The organism is Amycolatopsis sp. cg13, from assembly GCF_041346965.1.
Taxonomy (GTDB): Bacteria; Actinomycetota; Actinomycetes; order Mycobacteriales; family Pseudonocardiaceae; genus Amycolatopsis.
On record NZ_CP166848.1, the window covers coordinates 1150618 to 1167256 of the forward strand.

At 70.3% G+C, this 16639-nt stretch carries 17 protein-coding genes; 9 read left to right on the forward strand and 8 right to left on the reverse strand.

The features are described 5' to 3' along the window. Positions 1-92: 92 nt before the first annotated feature. Complete coding sequence (locus AB5I40_RS05115) at positions 93-1136, reverse strand: ferrochelatase (RefSeq protein WP_370940455.1); 1044 nt, start codon at positions 1134-1136, stop codon at positions 93-95. Between the two features lie 87 nt (positions 1137-1223). Here AB5I40_RS05115 and AB5I40_RS05120 point away from each other — a divergent pair, with 87 nt between their 5' ends. Together AB5I40_RS05120 and AB5I40_RS05125 are read left to right on the forward strand one after the other, a co-directional pair. After that, positions 1224-1808, forward strand: coding sequence for a TetR/AcrR family transcriptional regulator (locus tag AB5I40_RS05120; RefSeq protein ID WP_370937243.1), 585 nt, complete (start codon positions 1224-1226; stop codon positions 1806-1808). A 554-nt stretch (positions 1809-2362) separates the two neighbouring features. Further along, positions 2363-3532, forward strand: a complete 1170-nt coding sequence (locus tag AB5I40_RS05125) for a Cmx/CmrA family chloramphenicol efflux MFS transporter (protein ID WP_370937244.1) — start codon at positions 2363-2365, stop codon at positions 3530-3532. 51 nt (positions 3533-3583) lie between these two features. Here the strand turns inward: AB5I40_RS05125 and fabI are convergent, their stop codons facing one another. Continuing rightward, positions 3584-4351 carry an enoyl-ACP reductase FabI gene (fabI, locus tag AB5I40_RS05130; protein ID WP_344274082.1) on the reverse strand — a complete coding sequence of 256 codons (768 nt, stop codon included), beginning with the start codon at positions 4349-4351 and terminating at the stop codon, positions 3584-3586. A 37-nt stretch (positions 4352-4388) separates the two neighbouring features. Beyond that, positions 4389-5093, reverse strand: a complete 705-nt coding sequence (locus AB5I40_RS05135) for a beta-ketoacyl-ACP reductase (protein WP_354741764.1) — start codon at positions 5091-5093, stop codon at positions 4389-4391. A gap of 167 nt (positions 5094-5260) precedes the next feature. On the opposite strand from AB5I40_RS05135, the gene AB5I40_RS05140 reads away from it, so the two are divergent. Genes AB5I40_RS05140 through AB5I40_RS05165 form a run of 6 tightly spaced genes read left to right on the forward strand, consistent with a single transcriptional unit; the run spans position 5261 to position 10496 of the window. Continuing rightward, positions 5261-6583, forward strand: coding sequence for an MFS transporter (locus AB5I40_RS05140; protein WP_370937245.1), 1323 nt, complete (start codon positions 5261-5263; stop codon positions 6581-6583). A 14-nt stretch (positions 6584-6597) separates the two neighbouring features. Further along, positions 6598-7263: a response regulator transcription factor gene (locus AB5I40_RS05145; protein ID WP_370937246.1), complete on the forward strand. Its 666-nt coding sequence runs from the start codon at positions 6598-6600 to the stop codon at positions 7261-7263. Positions 7264-7266: 3 nt separating this feature from the next. Further along, on the forward strand, positions 7267-8655 hold the full coding sequence (locus tag AB5I40_RS05150) for a sensor histidine kinase (RefSeq protein ID WP_370937247.1): 1389 nt from the start codon (positions 7267-7269) through the stop codon (positions 8653-8655). Further along, positions 8652-9593 (forward strand): TAXI family TRAP transporter solute-binding subunit, encoded by a 942-nt coding sequence (locus tag AB5I40_RS05155; protein ID WP_370937248.1) that lies wholly within the window; start codon positions 8652-8654, stop codon positions 9591-9593. The genes AB5I40_RS05150 and AB5I40_RS05155 overlap by 4 nt, the downstream gene beginning before the upstream one ends. 16 nt (positions 9594-9609) lie before the next feature. Beyond that, the gene (locus tag AB5I40_RS05160) at positions 9610-10035 is read left to right on the forward strand and encodes an acyl-CoA thioesterase (protein ID WP_370937249.1); all 426 of its coding nucleotides are present in this window, start codon (positions 9610-9612) and stop codon (positions 10033-10035) included. Further along, positions 10035-10496 (forward strand): tRNA (cytidine(34)-2'-O)-methyltransferase, encoded by a 462-nt coding sequence (locus AB5I40_RS05165; RefSeq protein WP_370937250.1) that lies wholly within the window; start codon positions 10035-10037, stop codon positions 10494-10496. Before AB5I40_RS05160 ends, AB5I40_RS05165 begins: the two co-directional genes overlap by 1 nt. 47 nt (positions 10497-10543) lie before the next feature. On the opposite strand, the gene AB5I40_RS05170 is transcribed toward AB5I40_RS05165, so the two are convergent. The 4 genes from AB5I40_RS05170 to AB5I40_RS05185 form a co-directional block, all read right to left on the reverse strand. Next, complete coding sequence (locus tag AB5I40_RS05170) at positions 10544-11524, reverse strand: VWA domain-containing protein (RefSeq protein WP_370937251.1); 981 nt, start codon at positions 11522-11524, stop codon at positions 10544-10546. Positions 11525-11573: 49 nt separating this feature from the next. Further along, entirely contained in the window at positions 11574-12455 is an 882-nt protein-coding gene (locus tag AB5I40_RS05175; protein ID WP_370940456.1) for a DUF58 domain-containing protein, read from the reverse strand. A gap of 76 nt (positions 12456-12531) precedes the next feature. Beyond that, positions 12532-13596, reverse strand: a complete 1065-nt coding sequence (locus AB5I40_RS05180) for a MoxR family ATPase (protein ID WP_037806526.1) — start codon at positions 13594-13596, stop codon at positions 12532-12534. Between the two features lie 111 nt (positions 13597-13707). After that, positions 13708-14262 carry a molybdenum cofactor guanylyltransferase gene (locus AB5I40_RS05185; RefSeq protein ID WP_370937252.1) on the reverse strand — a complete coding sequence of 185 codons (555 nt, stop codon included), beginning with the start codon at positions 14260-14262 and terminating at the stop codon, positions 13708-13710. Between the two features lie 148 nt (positions 14263-14410). On the opposite strand from AB5I40_RS05185, the gene AB5I40_RS05190 reads away from it, so the two are divergent. Beyond that, a complete protein-coding gene (locus AB5I40_RS05190) occupies positions 14411-15205 on the forward strand; it encodes a GNAT family N-acetyltransferase (protein WP_370937253.1) in 795 nt (264 codons plus the stop codon). Here AB5I40_RS05190 and AB5I40_RS05195 read toward each other — a convergent pair. Continuing rightward, entirely contained in the window at positions 15195-16577 is a 1383-nt protein-coding gene (locus AB5I40_RS05195) for an NlpC/P60 family protein (protein WP_370940457.1), read from the reverse strand. The genes AB5I40_RS05190 and AB5I40_RS05195 overlap by 11 nt on opposite strands. Between the last annotated feature and the right edge of the window lie 62 nt (positions 16578-16639).

Genomic DNA, 16639 nt, shown 5'->3' on the forward strand with positions numbered 1-16639 from the left:
ACGGTCCGTGAAGGCGACCCTCACTACCGGCTGCGGTACGTGAGGGGAACTCTGAGGGAATCTGATTCCCTCAGAGTTCCCCTCACGACCGGTCAGCGGGTGGGGCGGCGAGGGGGTTCGCAGCAGGCGACCGCGCAGGGGGCGCCGTTGACGGTGCAACCGGCTGCGGGGAAAGGCGAGAGTTTCCGCGCGGGGGCATCGGCCAGGTGTTCGCGGACCAGTTCGACCACCATTTCCGCGAACCTCGGGTCCGAGTCCGGCGTTGCGGCGCGGGCGAAGGCCATGCCGTGTTCGGCGGCTCGGTCCGCGGCTTCGTTGTCCAGGTCCCAGATCACCTCGAGGTGGTCCGCGACGAAGCCGATCGGGCTCACCACTACGGAGTCCACGCCTTGGGCGTGCAGGGCGTCGATGTGGTCCACGATGTCCGGTTCCAGCCACGGAATCTGCGGCGGCCCGGACCTCGACTGCCAGACGACGTCGTACTCGGCGATTCCGGCTTCGGCGGCCACGAGACGGGCGGCTTCGGCAATCTGGTTCGAGTAGCGGCGGCCGCCGTCGGAGGGCGGGCCGGAGGCGAGGTCGGCGCTTTCCGGGATCGAGTGGGCGGTGAAAACCGTGCGCGCGCCGGGGCGGTCGCCGAGTTTCGCGTGGGCCGCGCGGACCGCGTCGGCGATCGCGGCGATGAACAGCGGGTGGTCGAAGAACTGGCGCAGCTTGACCAATTCCGGCGCGTCGTCCCCGACGGCGGCGCGGGCTCGTTCGATGTCCTCGTCGTACTGGCGGCACGCGGAGTAGCCGCCGTACGCGCTAGTCGGGAACACCAAAGCGCGACGGACGCCCGCGGCCTTCATCCCGGCCAGGGTGTCTTCGACCATCGGCGTCCAGTTGCGGTTGCCGAAGTGCACCGGAAGCTCGATGTTCTCGGCCGCCAACTGCTTCTCGACCGCAGCGATCGCGGCCCGGTTCAGCCGGTTGATCGGCGAGACCCCGCCGAAGTGCTGGTAGTGCTCGGCCACCTCGAGCAACCGCTCCCGCGGCACGCCCCGGCCCCTGGTGACGTTCTCCAGGAACGGCATCACCTCGTCGGGCCCCTCCGGACCGCCGAACGAAAGCCATAGCAACGCGTCGTAACCCACGGTGTCCATCCTGCCCCTGTGGCGCTCCGCACGCCTCGGCGGCCCGGTTATGTACTGCGCTATCCAAAATGTGTTAGCGTGGTCGTCATGCCGAGGCCACGCGAGTTCGACGAGACCGAAGCGCTCGAAGGCGCCATGAACGCCTTCTGGGCGCGCGGATACGAGTCCACGTCGACCGAAGAACTGTGCGCCGCCACCGGACTAGGGCGCAGCAGCATCTACAACACGTTCTCCAGCAAGCACGAACTCTTCCGGCGCGTACTGGACCACTACTCGCACCGCGGCATCCGACTGCGAGAGGCCCTGCTGGACAACGCTCCCGACGGGCTAGGCGCCATCCGCCTGCTCCTCACCTCGACAATCGACGACGAACTGGAAAACGGCAGACGCGGCTGCCTGATGGTGAACGCCATCGCCGAATTCGGCACCACCGACCCGGAAGTCGCCGCACAGGTGAACGCGGACACCGAAGCGCACCTGTCAGCGCTAACGCACTTCGCCCGCACCGGCCAGGCCGACGGCAGCATCACCCGCGACCGCGACGCCGCCGAAATCGCGAACTTCATCCACGCCACCATCTCCGGAATCCGCACGATGTCCCGCCGCGGAGCAGAACGAGAGGCACTGACCTCAGTAGCGGAAATCGCCACGAGCGCGGTCTCCCGCCGCTAGCCGCCCGCTGACACCAAAGACACCCCACCCTCGCACCACCCGCTGACCGGACGTGAGGGGAACCCTGAGGAACTCTGATTCCCTCAGGGTTCCCCTCACGTACCGCGGCCGGTAGTGAGGGACCCCTTCACAGACCGCTCCGCCCGCCGCCGGGATTCGCCCCAATGTGGCATTGGGTGCATCGCACGCACCCAATGTGGCATTCGGTGCGCCTGACGCACCCAATGCCACATTGGGGCGCAAGCCCCAACCCGAAACCGCCGCCGCTGCACAAAACTATCGAGGCACCCAGCCCCTCCCCCGCACCCCGATATAAAGCGTCCCTGCGGTTCGGGGGTGCTTGTCAAGGCATCTTTCCCGCCTTGACAAGCACCCCCGAACCGTCAGCACACTCAAGCTTCGGGGTGCCCCACGCAACCAACGGGCGCAATGTCGCCGCCAGGCGACGAGCCGAAACCCGAGGCCACCGCCGCCCTCACCCCGCCCCAACAACACCACCACGCACCAACCCCACCCTCATTTTGTACTGCCGATTTCAGAAAGAGAGAACCCCCGTGCCCGCAGCCGTCTTCGTACTCGGGCTCAGCATCTTCGCGCTGGGCACCTCCGAGTTCATGATCACCGGCCTCCTCCCCGGAATGGCCGCTGACCTGGGCGTAACCATCCCAGACGCAGGCCTGCTGATCTCCGCCTTCGCAATCGGCATGGTCATCGGCGCCCCCTTGCTGGCGATAGGCACAATCCGCCTCCCCCGCCGAACCACCCTCCTAGGCCTGCTCGTCGTCTTCAGCGCCTCCCACGTCATCGGCGCACTCTCCGACGGCTACGGCATCCTCTTCGCCACCCGCATCATCAGCGCAGTAGCCTGCGCCGGATTCTGGGCAGTAGCCGCCGCGACCACCGTCAACCTCGTGCCGGAAGCCCGACGGGGACAAGCGCTAGCAGTACTGGTCGGCGGCCTAACAGTCGCGAATGTCGTAGGCGTCCCAGCAGGCACCCTGCTCGGCCAACACGCAGGCTGGCGAAGCGCATTCTGGGCAGTAGCCGCACTAACCGTCATCGCCGCCATCGCCGTTCTGCTGTCAGTCCCGCGCACCGCCAAGGAAACCGAAGCCCCGCGAATCGCCGAAGAACTCCGAGTATTCCGCCGCAGCCGTTTGTGGCTGGCACTCGGCGTGATCGCGCTCCTGCAGGCAATGGTCTTCGCGACGTTCAGCTACCTAGCTCCTCTGCTGGTCTCCGTCGCGGGACTGCCCGAATCCGCCGTGCCAGTGGTGCTAGCCCTGTTCGGCGGCGGCGCGGTAATCGGCATCCTCGCCGGTGGCAAACTCGCCGACACATACCCGTTCGCAACTCTTTACGGCAGCCTCGGCATCGCTCTAGCCGCCCTCGTCGCGCTCGCCTTCGCCATCAACGCCGTAGTCGCGGTAGCCGCCGTACTCGTCCTAGGGGCGGCTGGATTCGCGGCGAACCCAGCGCTCAACGTACGCGCTTACGCAGCTGCAGGCGGGACCTCAACTCTAGTCGGCGCAAGCACGACATCAGCTTTCAACGTAGGCAACACCGTCGGCCCGTGGCTGGGCGGCACGACGATCAGCGCAGGTATGGGCTTCTCCAGCGTCGCGTGGGTGAGCGTCGCACTAGGAGCACTCGCGCTGGCAACACTCACGTTCGCGCTACGCCTGCACCAACGCGACACAACCCCGCAACTGGTTACTGCGTAAAAGAAAACGGCCCCGCGGGAACACTCCCGCGGGGCCGTTCACCCAGTAAGCTCAGATCCCGAGTGCGTGCACTCCGCCGTCGACCATGATCATCGAACCGGTAGTAGCAGGCAGCCAGTCGGACAACACGGCGCACACCGTCTTGGCGGTCGGCTCCGGATCCGCGGAGTCCCAGCCGAGCGGCGCACGGTCGCCCCAACCCGCTTCGAGCTCGCCGAAACCGGGGATCGACTTCGCGGCCATCGTCTTCATCGGACCAGCGCTGACCAGGTTGACCCGGATACCCCGCGGGCCAAGCTCCTTGGCCAGGTACCGGTTCACCGACTCCAGCGCGGCCTTGGCGACGCCCATCCAGTTGTAAACCGGCCAAGCGACGCGCGCGTCGAAGTCCATCCCGACGATCGAGGCACCACTGCTGAGCAGCGGCAGGGTCGCGACGGCGAGGGACTTGAACGAGAACGCCGAGACGTCGACCGCGACCTTCACGTCGTCGCTGGGAGCGTCCAGGAACGGCGCGCCGAGGCAGCTCTGCGGCGCGAAGCCGATCGAGTGCAGGACGCCGTCGAGGCCGTCGACGTGCTCGCGGACGCGGTCGGCGAGCGAGTCGAGGTGCTCCTGGTTCGTGACGTCCAGCTCGAGCACCGGGGCGGGCTCGGGCAGCCGCTTGGCGATGCGCTCCACCAGCGACAAGCGCCCGAAGCCGGTGAGCACGACCTTCGCGCCCTCCTGCTGGGCGATGCGGGCCGCGTGGAACGCGAGCGAGGCGTCGGTGATGACGCCGGTGATCAGCAGCCGCTTGCCTTCGAGCAATCCGGGCAACACGTCCTCCAGGTCGTGGGTGTTCTTCTCGGGAAGGTCAGTGGCCGAGGCCGAGGCCGCCGTCGACGGGCAGCACCGCGCCGTTGACGTAGCCGGCCTCGTCCGAGGACAGGTACCGCACGGCGGCGGCGATCTCGGCCGGTTCGGCGTAGCGGCCGGACGGGACGCTGGCGAGGATCTCCTTGCGCCGGTCCTCGGGCAGCGCGTCGGTCATGTCGGTGTGCACGAAACCGGGCGCGACCACGTTCGCGGTGATGTTGCGCGAGCCCAGCTCCCGCGCGAGCGAACGCGCGAAGCCGACCAGGCCCGCCTTCGAGGCAGCGTAGTTCGCCTGCCCGGCCGAGCCGGAAAGGCCCACCACGGACGAAATGAACACGAACCGGCCCCAGCGGGCGCGCAGCATGCCGCGCGAGGCCCGCTTCGCGACGCGGAACGCCCCGGTGAGGTTCGCGTTCAGCACGCGCTCGAACTGCTCCTCCGACATCCGCATGAGCAGGGTGTCGTCGGTGAGCCCGGCGTTGGACACCAGGACCTCGACCGGCCCCTGGTGCTCCTCCACGAGCTTGAACGCCGCGTCCACCTGCTCGGCGTCGGTGACGTCGGCCTGCACGCCGAAGAGCCCCTCCGGAGCGCCGGACCCGCGGTGCGTCACCGCGACCCGGTGGCCCTGCTCGGCGAGGTCCCGGGCGATCGCCAGCCCGATCCCACGGTTGCCGCCGGTGACCAAGACCGACCGTCCCACTGCGTTCTCCTCGTCGTCTTCGCGGTTGCGCCCGCCTGAGGCTATCGGCTGCGCTGACCGGCGGCGCACCCGGCACTCCCGTCCTAAGCGACGGTAAGGAACCGTGCCTCGACCTTGATGGTTACCGCCCGGTTGGTCACCGTGAGTCGCGACACAGGAGGTCAAGGATGACTACCCGGATCCAGGACGCCGGCTCGGCGCGGGACGAGCGGCGCGTGGTCGGCAACGTGCTGCGCGGCTCGATCGGAAATCTCGTCGAGTGGTACGACTGGTACGCCTATTCGGCGTTCACCGTCTACTTCGCGAAGGCGTTCTTCCCCGGCGGCGATGCCACGGCGCAGTTCCTCAACACCGCGGCGGTGTTCGCCGTCGGATTCCTCATGCGCCCGCTCGGCGGCTGGCTGCTCGGCCGGTTCGCCGACCGCTACGGGCGCCGGTCGGCTCTCGTGCTCTCGGTTTCGATGATGGCGTGCGGTTCGCTGCTCATCGCGGTCACGCCCGGCTATTCGACGATCGGCATCGCGGCCCCGATCCTGCTGGTGTTCTCGCGGCTGCTGCAAGGGCTTTCGGTCGGCGGCGAGTACTCCACCTCGGCGACGTATCTGTCCGAAGTGGCCACTCCCGGCAAGCGCGGGTTCTACTCCAGCTTCCAGTACGTGACGCTCGTCGGCGGGCAGCTGCTCGCGCTGGGGCTGCAGCTGATCCTGCAGAGCGTGCTCACCGACAAGCAGATGGGCGACTGGGGCTGGCGGATCGCGTTCGTCGTCGGCGCGCTCGCGGCGGTGATCGTGATGGCGCTGCGGCGGTCGATGGACGAGTCCGAGAGCTACCAGCGGGTGACCGAAAACGCGGAGACCGGCAAGGGCGAGCGCGGCACGCTGCGCCAGCTCGTGAAGTACCCGCGGGAGATCCTGCTCGTCGTCGGACTGACGCTCGGCGGGACGGTCGCGTTCTACACCTACGCCACCTACACGCAGAAGTTCCTGGAGAACACCGCGCACATCCCGCGGCGCACGGTCACCGTGATCATGTTCCTCGCGCTGCTGGTCTTCGCGATCCTGCAGCCGCTCGCCGGGAAGCTGTCGGACAAGATCGGCCGCCGGAAGCTGCTGATGTTCTTCGGCATCGCGGGCACCCTGCTGACCGTGCCGATCATGACCCTGATGGCGCGCACCAGCCAGCCGTTCCTCGCGTTCCTGCTGCTGCTCGGCGCGCTGGTGATCGTGACCGGCTACACCTCGATCAACGCGATCGTGAAGGCCGAGCTGTTCCCGACGCGGATCCGCGCGATCGGCGTCGGCCTGCCGTACGCGCTCACCGTCGCGATCTTCGGCGGGACCGCCGAGCTGATCGCCCAGGCGCTGAAGAAGGCCGGTCACGAATCGCTCTTCTTCTGGTACGTCGCGGGTTGCGTTCTCGTGTCGCTCGTCGTGTACGCGACAATGCGGGAAACTTCGCGTTCGTCCGCTCTCGAGCGCGGCGAGGACTGATCAGGAGGACGGCCGTGCGCGTGCTGCTCGTCGAGGACGACACCGGGGTCGCCCGGGCACTCGCCGAAACGCTGCACGCGCACGGCCACCCCGTCACCGCGGTCGGCCGCGGCTCGGACGCCCTCACCCGGCACCGGGACGCGGACCTGCTGCTGCTCGACCTCGGCCTGCCGGATCTCGACGGGCTGGACGTGCTGCGCAAGATCCGCCAGGTGTCGCCGGTGCCGGTGATCGTGCTGACCGCGCGCGACGACGAACGTTCCGTCGTCCGCGCGCTGCGTTTCGGCGCCGACGACTACCTGGCGAAACCGGTGCGGATGGCTGAGCTGCTGGCCCGGATGGACGCCGTGGCGCGGCGGGCGAGCCATTCCTCCCCCGCGCCGAAAGACCCGGTCGTGCACGTCGAGGACGTCGAGATCGACCTCGGCGCGCGCCGGGTCGTGGTCGACGGCCGGGACATCGGGCTGACCACCAAGGAATTCGCCGTCCTGGCGGTGCTCGCCGCGCGGCCCGGCACCGCGGTGAGCCGGCAGCAGCTGATGGACGAGGTGTGGGGCGACGCGTACCTCGCCGTCTCGCGCTCGCTCGACGTCCACATGACACAGCTGCGCGCGAAGCTCGACCGGCCCGGCCTGCTCACCACGATCCGCGGTTTCGGCTACCGGCTCGGCCGGGGCTGATCGGTGCGCACTCGCCTGCTGGCTGTTCTCGTCACGCTCGCGCTCGCCGTCGTGGCAGCGTTCGCGGTGCCGTTGCTGTCAGCGACGGCCGATCAACGGACGCAGCAGCTGGTGATTTCGCGCAGCAGCGACGTCGATCGCTTCGTGGTGCTGGCGCAACAGGCCGTCGATTCCGGCGACGCGACCGCGTTGAGCGCCGACGCGCGGGTGTATTCGTCGTTATACAGCGAAGGCGTCCTGATCGTCGACGCGCAACGGCGGCCGCTCGTCGAAACCGGCGGCCTGACCAGCAGCGATCCCGCCGCGCGGAGCATCATCGAGGCGACGTTGCGGAACGAGCCGGAAGCGCCGGTCGAGCGGATCCGGCCGTGGTCGGACACTCCGGTGCTCTTCGCCCGCCCGGTCGGCACCGGGACGCGGGTGTCCGGCGTGGTCCTGCTGCGGGCTTCGGTGACCGCCGCGGCGGCGGACGTCGGAGCCGCGTGGAGCGCCATCGCGGCCGGGGCGATGGTGGTCGCGGCGCTGTTCGTGTTGCTGGCGGTCTTGCTGTCGCGGTGGATGGTGCGGCCGCTGGTGGAGCTGGAAACCGGCGTGCTGGCGGTGGCGGGCGGACGCCGGGCGCAGGTGCCGGAACGGTCCGGGCCGCGCGAACTGCGGTCGCTCGCGGCGTCGGTGAACCGGATGTCCGACGCGGTGGTGGAGTCGGCGAACCAGCAGCAGCGGCTCGTCGCGGACACCTCGCATCAGCTGCGCAACCCGATGGCCGCCTTGCGGCTCCGGCTCGACCTGCTCGGAACCGAGGTCGAAAACCGCCCGGCTTACGACGCCACGGTCGCGGAAGTCGAACGGCTGGAACGGATTCTCGACGGTCTGCTCGCCCTCGCCACCGCGGAAAGCACCGCGACCCGGCTGGCCGCGCGCGCCGACGACGAGCCCGCTGACCTCGCCGCGGTCGTGGCGGAACGGGTCGACGCGTGGCGGTTGTCCGCCGACGAAGCGGGCGCGACCCTCGTGCCGTGCGCCGGCCACACCGAGCCGCTGCTGGTGCGGACGCCGGAGAGCGAACTCGCGCAGATTCTCGACGTCCTGCTGGACAACGCCGTCCACCACGCCGGCCGGGGAGCGACCATCACCGCCGCTTGGGAGTCCACTTCGGACACTGTCACGCTGATCGTCACCGACGACGGTCCCGGCCTCCCGCCAGACGACCTCGCCCGCGCCACCGAACGGTTCTGGCGCGCCGGCGGCGACGGCGCCCCGCGCGGAACCGGCCTCGGACTCGCCATCGCCCGGGAGCAAACCCGTGCGCGGGGCGGGATTCTGGAGCTGCGCGCGGTCGAACCGCACGGCCTGCAGGTCCGGATCACGCTGCCCGCCGAGGTGACGCCATGACCGTCACCCGTCGCGCCGCGCTCCTCGGCGGTCTCGCCCTCGCGCTCGCCGCCTGCGACGACACCTACCGCGGCCCGGAGCGGCGGATCACCATCGCGTCCGGCGAACCCGGCGGCTTCTACCTGGCCTTCGCCGAGGTCTTGGCCGCCGAACTGTCGCGCGCAGAACCGCGGCTGCACTGCAGCGCGCTCCCCACCGAGGCGAGCGTCGAGAACGTCCAACGGGTCAGCGACGGCACCGCTGACCTCGGCCTGACACTCGCCGACGTGGCTCAATCCGCGACCACCGGCGGCACGCCGTTCGGGAAACCCGTTCCGCTGCAAGCACTCGGCCGCGTCTACGAGAACTACCTGCAGCTGGTCGTCCGCGCCGCAGACCACCTCACCGACCTGCGTTCGCTCGCCGGACGCCCGGTCTCGGTCGGCGCCAGCCGTTCCGGCGCCGCGCAACTGGGCGAACGGGTCTTCGCCGCGAACGGCGTCCCGGTCCAGGAGCAGCACCTGCCGCTGAACGACGCGATCGCCGCGCTGCACGACCGCCGGATCGACGCGTTCCTGTGGTCCGGCGGGATCCCGACGCCCGCGCTCGCCGACCTCAACCGCACGACGCCGCTCGCCCTGCTTCCGCTGACGTCGGTGCTCCCCCAGCTGCGCAAGGCGTACGGGCCGCTGTACGAGCAGGTGCAGGTGCCTGCTGGGGCTTACCGCGGAGTCGGCTCGCTTCCGACGATCGGCGTCGCGAATCTGCTGGTCTGCTCGCCGAAGCTGCCCTTCGACGTCGCTGCGGCGGTGGTGCGGGTGCTTGTCGAGCGGGCCGCCGAGCTTGTGCCCGCGCAGGCGGTCGGGACGCAGTTCCTCGACGTGCGGACGCTCATCGGCACCCAGCCCGTCCCCCTCCACCGCGGTGCCGCCGACACCTACCGGGCGCTCCACGGGTGATCGCTAGATTGGTCGCGTGACCGAACGCCGCCCTCTCGTCGAAATGCCCCTCCGCGTGCGTTACCACGAATGCGATGGCCAGGGCATCGTCTTCAACGCGCACTACCTCGCCTACGCGGACATGGCGGCCTTCGAGGTGGAGAGAGCCCTCTTCGGCTCGCACGACGCGCTCCTCGCCACCGGGGTCGACGTGGTGGTCGCCGAATCGAACCTGCGGTACTTCGCTCCGTGCCGGTTCGACGACGAGCTGGTGGTCGCGGTGTACCTCGCGCACCTGGGCACGACGTCGATGCAGTTCGAGGTGGAAGTCCGGCGCGGCGGCACGGTGACGACCGAGATCCGGCTGCGGTACGTGTTCGTCGACACCGAGAACTACCGCAAGGCCGAACCGCCGCCGGAGGTGCGCGCGGCCTACGCGAAGTATCTCCCCGAGGCGGCGTGATGTTCCGAGTGCTCTTCTACTGCCCCGAAATCCCGCCCAACACCGGCAACGCGATCCGGCTCGCGGCGAACACCGGGTGCGAGCTGCATCTGGTGGAGCCGTTGGGATTCACTTTGGAGGACAAGCAGCTTCGCCGCGCCGGGCTCGATTACCACGACCTCGCGCGGGTCCACGTGCACGCTGATCTGGCTGCGGCGTGGAGGGCTTTGCTGCCCTCGAAGGTGTACGCGTTCAGCGCCACCGCGACCCGGCTTTACACCGAGGTGGCCTACGAACCGGGCGATGTGCTGATGTTCGGGCCGGAGTCCGCCGGACTGCCGGACGAGGTTCAGCGGGCGCCGGAGGTCACCGATCGGCTGCGGTTGCCGATGCTGCCGAACAACCGGTCGCTGAACCTGGCCAACACAGCCGCTATCGCCGTCTACGAAGGCTGGCGGCAGAACGGCTTCGCAACGCCGTGAAGGACTCCTTGGGGGAATCTGATTCCCCCAAGGAGTCCTTCACGGGCTTACGGCAGTCTCTGGCCGAACACCAGCGCAGTCGCGGCTCCGGCCATCAGGATGATCGTTCCCAGCACCACCCACGGTTTGCTCGCGTCGGCGTTCTTCAGCTCGTACCCGATCTGCTCGCCCAGGTCGGCGTACACGCGTTTCAGCTCGTCCGCGCTCGCCGCCTTGTAGAACTCGCCGCCGGACAGCCGGGCGATTTCGCGCAGCGATTCGTCGTCCACTCGGACATCCTGCTGCTTGCCCTCGATGTCGACCGATCCGTGCTCGGTGCCGAACGAGATCGACGAGATCGGCATTTGCGCCTGCTTCGCCGCCTGCGCCGCGGTGTACGCGCCGCGCGGGGCGTAGAGGTCTTCCGGGACCGTCTGCTTGCCGTCGCTCATCAGCACGATCCGCGCGGGCGGCGGGCCGTCCGCGCCGCCGACCACGGCGGAGAAGCTCTGGATCGACTGCATCGCCGCGTAAATGCCCTCGCCGGTGGCGGTGGACTGGGCGAGCTTCAGGTTGTCGATCGCCTTCGACACGCCCGCCCGATCGGTGGTCGGGTTGACGAGCACGGTCGCGGTTCCGGCGAACGAGATCAGGCCCAGGTTGACGCCCGGCGTCATGTTCTGCGCGAACTGTTTCGCCGCGTCCTGTGCCGCCTTCAGCCGCGTCGGGGCGACGTCGGTGGCTTCCATCGACAGCGAAACGTCGATCACCAGCATGACCGTCGCCCGGTTGCGCGGCACCTTCTGCTCGGCCGTCGGACCAGCCAGCGAGACCGTGAGGAACAGCAGGGACAGCACGATCAGCGCCGCGGGCACGTGCCGGATCCAGCCCTGCGCCTTGGGCGCGACCTTCTCCAGCAGTTCGAGATTCGCGAACCGCATCACCCGGCGACGACGCTGCCGCTGCGACAGCACGTACGCGCCCGCCACCGCGGCGACCGCGAGCAGCAGCAGGAACCACCACGGCGAACTGAAACCGGCGAGGCTCATGCCGTCGCCTCCTTACTGGCTGCCCGGGCGGCGGCCGCGTGAACGGCGCTCATGCGACACCTCCGGACCAGCGACGCTTGCGGGCGACCACGAACCGCACCATGTCCGCGATCCAGTCGGAATCGGTGCGCAGCACCAGATGCGCGGCCCCGGCCCGGCGCAGACCGGCCGCGACCGTCTGCCGGTGCGCGTTCGCCGCCGCGCCGAATTCCTTGCGCAGCAACGCCGAAGCGTGCACCTCGCGTTGCCGTCCGGTCTCCGGGTCGGCCAGCACGACAGTGCCGACCTCCGGCAGGTCCACATCGCGCGGGTCGACGATCTCGATCGCGATCAGCTCGTGCCGACCGCCGAGCGCGCGCAACGGGCGCTCCCAGTCCATCGGGCCGAGGAAGTCCGAAATCGCCACCGCCAAGCCTCGCCGACGCGGCGGACGGCGCAACTGTTCCAACGCGCCAGCGAAATCGCCGCGGACGCCCTCGGCGGCACGAGGTGTTTCGGCCAGCCGCCGGACGAGGCCGCGGGCGTGCGGAAGCCCGCCGCGCGCCGGAAGGCGAGTGGTGCCTTCGCCATTGGACACGAGCGCGCCGATCCGGTTACCGCCCCCGCCGGTCAGATGCGCGACGGCAGCGGTCGCGCAGACCACCAGATCGCGCTTCTCGCACAGCGCGGTGCCGAAGTCGAGGCTCGCGGACATGTCCGCGACGACCCACGTCTCCAGCTCGCGGTCCGCCACCGTCTCGCGGATGTGCGGCGTCGTGGTGCGCGCGGTGACCGCCCAGTCCATCCGGCGCACGTCGTCGCCGGGCTGGTACGGCCGCGCCTCGCCGGGCTCCGAACCCGGCCCCGGCACGAGGCCGAGGTGGTTGCCCTGGAGCAAGCCGTCGAGGCGGCGGCGCACTTCGAGTTCGAGGGTGCGCAGTCCCGCTTCCATCCGGTCGCCGCGCAGGATCGGCGGCGCCCAGCCGGGACGTCCGCCCGGATCTTTCTCAGAGGTGCCAGCCACGCCGCTACCTGACGGGCGCGCCCGCCGGCACCGGGCCGGCGCCGCCCTGCGGCCGGGCCGAAACCTGCGGCAGCGGCACGGTCTGCAGCACGCGGGTGACGATGTGGTCCACTGGCACTCCGTCGGCCAGCGCGTCGTAGGACAGCACGAGCCGGTGGCGCAGCACGTCCGGCACGACGTCGACGACGTCCTGCGGGAGCACGTAGTCCCGGCCGCGCACCAGCGCCAGCGCCCGCGCGGCGGCGATGATGCCGAGGCTCGCGCGCGGCGAGGCGCCGTACGACACCCAGCCCGCGACGTCGGAAAGCCCGTGGTCGTTCGGGGTGCGCGTGGTGAGCACCAGCCGCACGACGTAGTCGACCAGCGCGTGGTGCACGAACACCTGCGACGCGACGCCCTGCAGCCGGACCAGCTCGGCCGGGCTCAGCACCTCGTGCGGCTCCGGCGGCGTGACGCCCATCCGGTAGATGATCTCGCGCTCCTCCTCGGCGGAGGGGTACTCGACGAGGATCTTGAACAGGAACCGGTCGCGCTGGGCTTCCGGCAGCGGGTAGACGCCCTCGTTCTCGATCGGGTTCTGCGTGGCCAGCACGAGGAACGGGTCGGGCATCGGGAAGGTCTTGCCGCCGATCGACACGTGCCGCTCGGCCATCACCTCCAGCATCGCCGACTGCACCTTCGCCGGGGCGCGGTTGATCTCGTCGGCGAGCACGAAGTTCGCGACGACCGGACCGAGCTCGACGTCGAAGCGCTCGGCGCCCTGGCGGTAGATGCGCGTGCCGAGGATGTCGGCGGGCACCAGGTCGGGGGTGAACTGCACGCGGGAGAACGAACCGCCCACGACGCGCGCGAACGTCTCGACCGCGAGCGTCTTCGCGACCCCGGGCACGCCTTCGAGCAGCAGGTGCCCCTTCGCCAGCAGCCCGACGAGCATGCGCTCCACCAGCCGGTCCTGTCCGACGATGACGCGCTTCACCTCGAACACGGTGCGTTCCAGCAGCTGGGCGTCCCGCGCCGGGGTGCCGGGCTGCTGCCCGTTCGCTCCCTCGGCGAAGCCGGGCTCGGTCACTCTTCCTCCAGGGGTTTCACGTCTGCGTGCTCGCCCGCGACCCTACTGGGTCGAGAACTTCCCGCGACGGTAGCCAATCGCATCGCCGGTGTGACAGCTGTGAAGCCCCTGTCAGCGGTGCTTTTCCAGGTCCTCCGGCGTGTCGATGTCGTCGCTCTCGCCGGGTTCGGCGGCCGTCTCGGCGATCCGCAACCCGCCGAGCGTCCGGCGCAGCGACGCGTTCTCCGGATGTTCGGGCATCGCCGCGCGCAACGCGGCGGTGCGCCAAGCGCTCACCAACCATTGCCGCTCCCCTGCTGCGTCAACGAGGACGGCGCCATCTGCGGTGCCCACAGTGGACCGCAGCCGGTCCACTGTGGAGCGGCGGATCCCGGGGAGATCAGCGGCGAGCAGCACGACGATCTCGGCGTCCCCTGCTGCCTCCAGCCCCGCAGCCAGCGCCGCGACCGGCCCCGCGCCCGGAACCGCTTCGCGAGTCCAGACGACGTCGTATCCCGGCCGCCGCGGACCGCACACCACGACCGGCTCCGCCCCGGCCAGCGCCTCGACCGCCCGGCCCAGCAAGGAGATCCCGCCGACCCGCAGCTCCGGTTTGTCCACTCCGGACAGCCGGCGCGCGGCCCCGCCGGCCAGCACGATCCCCGCGAACCGGGGGCGTTCAGTCATGGCCCCAGCGTGCCCGCAGCGAAAAACCGAGAGCGGCGGGGGTGGCCCTCGTGAGTGGCGTTGCCGGTTCTAACCGGCAACGCCACTCACGAGCGCCCGCCGCGAAAACCCGCGCGCGCTCCGCGGCCGGGCGGGTTAGGTTGCCGACGTGCCCGACGCCGCGCGGCTGCTCGCCGCCTACGACCGCGAAGTCCGCCGAGCCGAGCTGACGCAGGCCGAACCCGGACAACAGCTGACTCTCGACGGCCCGCTCGCCCGCCTCACCGGCGGCCGCCGCGGTTTCGTCTCCGGCCCGCCCGACCTCGGCGTGACCGGCGCCGCGCTCGACGAGCTGATCGCCCGCCAGCGTGCGTTTTTCGCCGCCCGCGGCGAAGAGTTCGAGTGGAAAACCCGCAGCCACGACCGTCCCGCGGAGCTTCCCGAACGCTTGCTGGCCGCCGGTTTCGCGCCGGAGGAGACCGAAACCGTCCTGATCGCGCCGCTGGACGCGGTCGCCGCCTCGGCCCCGCCGTCCGCCGACATCGTCGTGCGCGAAGCTGACGGCCACGACGACCTGCTGCGCATCGCGACGCTCTCGGCGACGGTGTTCGGCCACGACGAGGCCGCGGTCGCCGCCGATCTGCTCGCCCGGGCCCGTGCCGATTCCGGGACCACCACGCACGTCGTCGCCGAAGCGGACGGCCGGTTCGTGGCCGCCTCCCGGCTGGAACTGGTGCCCGGAACCGGATTCGCCGGATTGTGGGGCGGCGCGACGCTGCCCGAATGGCGCGGCCGGGGCCTGTACCGCGCACTCGTGGCACACCGGGTTGGGGCGGCGCGGGCTCGCAGAGTGGCTTACCTGCAGGTCGACGCGCTGCCTACCAGCCGCCCGATCCTCGAACGGCTCGGCTTCACCGCCGTCACCGAAACAACGCCCTACGTGTGGAACCCGCTCAGCCGATAAGCCGCGTCGCGTACGGCATGATCCCGCCGTAGCGGACCGGAACCACGCGCACGTACGAACCCGACTGCGGGGCCTCGACCATCTGCCCGTTGCCCAGGTACAGGGCGACGTGGTGGATGCCGCCCGAGCCGCCCCAGAAAAGCATGTCGCCGCGGCGCATCTGCGACAGCGGCACCCGGCGGCCGGAGGTGTACTGGTAGCCGCTGAAGTGCGGCAGCCCCTGCACGCCGGCGAAGGCGTAGATCATCAGGCCGGAGCAGTCGAAGCCGATCTTGCGGTAGTCGCCGTACCGGTCGGCCACGCCGCCGTCGCGGATGCCGCGGGTCGGGCCGCTGCCGTTGCCGCCGCCCCACGCGTACGGCATGCCCACCTTCGACAGCGCCCGCGCGATCACGGCCTCGATCGAACTGCCCGCCGCCGGGGACGGACGGCCGCGGCTTCCGCCGCCGTTGTCGTCCCCGCCGTCGTCGTTGTTGTTCGCCGCGGCCGCCCGCAGCGCCGCCTGCCGCGCGCGCTCCTCGTCCTCGCGCTGCTTCTGCGCGAGCCAGTCCTGGTAGCGCTGGCGCTGCCCCTGCAGGCCGTTGACCTTCGCCTGCGCCGCGTACAGCTGCTGCTCGACGGAGTTCTTGTTGGCTTCCAGCTGCGTGTTCTGCGCGGCCTGGGCCTCCTGCGCGGAAACGGCGGCGGACTGCGCGGCGTCCGCGGTGCCCTTCGCCCGCGTGGCCGCGTCCTGCTTCTGCTGCGCGAGCTCGAGCGCCTTGCGCGCGGCGGAGTCCTTGTTGGCCTTCTCGGTCTGGGCCTGCTGGAGCCGGTCCATCGCGTTCAGCCGCGAGCCGCCGATGGCGTTGAGCAGCTGGGCGCGGGCGAGCAGGTCCTTCGGGCTGTCCGAGGTGAGGTACGCCGAGACCGACCCGATCGTGCTGCCCTGCTCGAAGCTGGCGGCGGCGAACTTCTTCGCGTCCGCGCGGGCCTTCTCGATCGCGCCGACCGCCGCGTCCGCCTCCTGGCGCGCGGACTTCGCGTCGTTCTGCGCCTGGGTGGCCTCGTCCTGCGCGGTCTGCAGGTCGACCAGGGCCTTCATGGCCTGTTCCTGCTTCAGCTCGACGTCGTCCTGCAGCGAGCTGAGCTTCTGCTCGGCCTGCGCGAGCTGGTTGGTGAGCCGCCCGACCTCGCCCGCTTTCGCGTTGGCGTCGCCCTTGGCCGAGTCGATCGACGAATCGCTCGGGTTCGGCGGCGGAGGAGGCACCGCGAGCCCGGTGCTCGTCGCGCCGAGCAGCGCGACCAAGGCGACCGTCGCAACCGTCAGGCCGCGCCGGGCTCCGGCGCCGCGCGCCGGCGCACCCGCCGTCCCGGACCGTCCCCGCCTGGCCATCACGCCCCGCCACCTCCGCTCGCCGGCCGCCCGCGCGCCGTTTCGGACAAGCACGGACACAC

Coding starts and splice junctions, on each gene's coding strand:
- AB5I40_RS05120 (WP_370937243.1), top strand. CDS start 1,224: ATGCCGAGGCCACGCGAGTTCGACGAGACCGAAGCGCTCGAAGGCGCC.
- AB5I40_RS05140 (WP_370937245.1), top strand. CDS start 5,261: ATGACTACCCGGATCCAGGACGCCGGCTCGGCGCGGGACGAGCGGCGC.
- AB5I40_RS05155 (WP_370937248.1), top strand. CDS start 8,652: ATGACCGTCACCCGTCGCGCCGCGCTCCTCGGCGGTCTCGCCCTCGCG.
- AB5I40_RS05165 (WP_370937250.1), top strand. CDS start 10,035: ATGTTCCGAGTGCTCTTCTACTGCCCCGAAATCCCGCCCAACACCGGC.
- AB5I40_RS05170 (WP_370937251.1), bottom strand. CDS start 11,524: ATGAGCCTCGCCGGTTTCAGTTCGCCGTGGTGGTTCCTGCTGCTGCTC.
- AB5I40_RS05175 (WP_370940456.1), bottom strand. CDS start 12,455: ATGGAAGCGGGACTGCGCACCCTCGAACTCGAAGTGCGCCGCCGCCTC.
- AB5I40_RS05185 (WP_370937252.1), bottom strand. CDS start 14,262: ATGACTGAACGCCCCCGGTTCGCGGGGATCGTGCTGGCCGGCGGGGCC.
- AB5I40_RS05195 (WP_370940457.1), bottom strand. CDS start 16,577: ATGGCCAGGCGGGGACGGTCCGGGACGGCGGGTGCGCCGGCGCGCGGC.